The organism is Aeromicrobium sp. PFPM2_SD2, assembly GCF_057364525.1.
Genome location: NZ_JBNFNZ010000581.1, coordinates 1 through 1,297 on the forward strand (window position 1 = coordinate 1; position 1,297 = coordinate 1,297).

At 74.8% G+C, this 1,297-nt stretch carries 2 protein-coding genes and 1 pseudogene; 2 read left to right on the forward strand and 1 reads right to left on the reverse strand.

The genetic code is table 11. The features are described from left to right. The coding region (locus AC2W7G_RS16540; RefSeq protein ID WP_485869400.1) for a TetR/AcrR family transcriptional regulator at positions 1-461 on the reverse strand (461 nt) is incomplete at its 3' end. 51 nt (positions 462-512) lie between these two features. Here AC2W7G_RS16540 and AC2W7G_RS16545 point away from each other — a divergent pair. Together AC2W7G_RS16545 and AC2W7G_RS16550 are read left to right on the forward strand one after the other, a co-directional pair. After that, positions 513-647: pseudogene (locus AC2W7G_RS16545) on the forward strand (hypothetical protein); the annotation flags it as partial. Positions 648-756: 109 nt separating this feature from the next. Continuing rightward, positions 757-1,297, forward strand: a 541-nt coding sequence (locus AC2W7G_RS16550; protein WP_485869401.1) for an NAD(P)-binding domain-containing protein, incomplete at its 3' end; no start/stop codon positions are given.

Here is a 1,297-nt window from a genome sequence, read left to right on the forward strand (position 1 = left end):
GCGTCGACCGGTCCGGCGATCGCCTCCAGGGCGGAGCGGCACATCCGCAGGTACGCGTCCTCGGCCTCCTGGCGCAGCGCGCGCAGCGAGGACGAGCCCGCCAGCGCGGCGACGACCTCGGCCAGCTCCGCCCCCTCGGCGAGGCAGCAGTCGACGTAGGCGCCGGCGACGAGGCTCGCCACCACCGGGAGCCGCGGATCGGCACCGTCGAGCGCCGTCGCCAGGGCGGCACGCTGGCGCGCCTCGAAATCGCGGTACAGCTCGGCCAGGACGCCCGCCCGGTCGCCGAAGTGGTCGTACACCAACGGCTTCGTCACGCCGGCGCGCTCAGCGACCCGGCCGAGCGAGAGCTCGTCCGTCCCCTCCTCGCGGATGAGGTCGCGGGCCGCCGCCAGGAGCTGCGCGTGCCGGTCCTGGCGCGACAGGCGTCGCCGCGGGGACCGGTGGGTCGCGTCGGTCATGCTTCCTCCTGCAGGCGTCAGATTACTCCCAGTAACTTACCATCGGTAACAATGAGGTGGGACGCGTCCGCCGGGCATCTTTCCGCCGGTCTCGGCGTTGCAGGGGACGTGGACGTCCTCGACAGCGTGGTCATCGGTGCCGGTCAGGCCGGGCTGTCCGCGTCGTTCCACCTGCGCCGGCTCGGCATCGAGCACGTGGTGCTGGACGCCGACGCGGCCCCCGGCGGCGCGTGGCAGCACCGGTGGGCGTCGCTGACGATGCGCGACGTGCACGGCGTGGCCGACCTGCCGGGCAATGGCCCGCACCGACGGCGACCTCGCGGCCCGCGCGAACCGCGCCGTCCCCGCGTACTTCGCCGCCTACGAGCGCGGGTTCGACCTGCCGGTCGTGCGGCCGGTGGGCGTGGACCGGGTCGAGCGTGACGGCGACCTGCTCCTCGTGACCGCCGGCGACCGGGCGTGGCGGACCCGCACCCTCGTCAACGCGACCGGCACCTGGACGAAGCCGTTCTGGCCGCACTACCCCGGCATGGAGACGTTCGCGGGCGAGCAGCTGCACACCGCCCAGTACCCGGGCGCCGAGCACTTCCGCGGCGTGCGGACCCTCGTGGTCGGCGGCGGGCTCTCGGCCGTCCAGCACCTCGGCGAGCTCGCGCTGGTCACCGACACGCTGTGGGTGACGCGGCGCGAGCCGGTCTGGCGCACCGACGAGTTCACCCCCGAGGCCGGGCACGACGCCGTCGCGCTCGTCGAGGAGCGCGTCCGCCAGGGCCTGCCGCCGCAGAGCGTCGTGAGCGTGACCGGTCTGATGCTGCGCGAGCAGGAGCGCGAGGCCG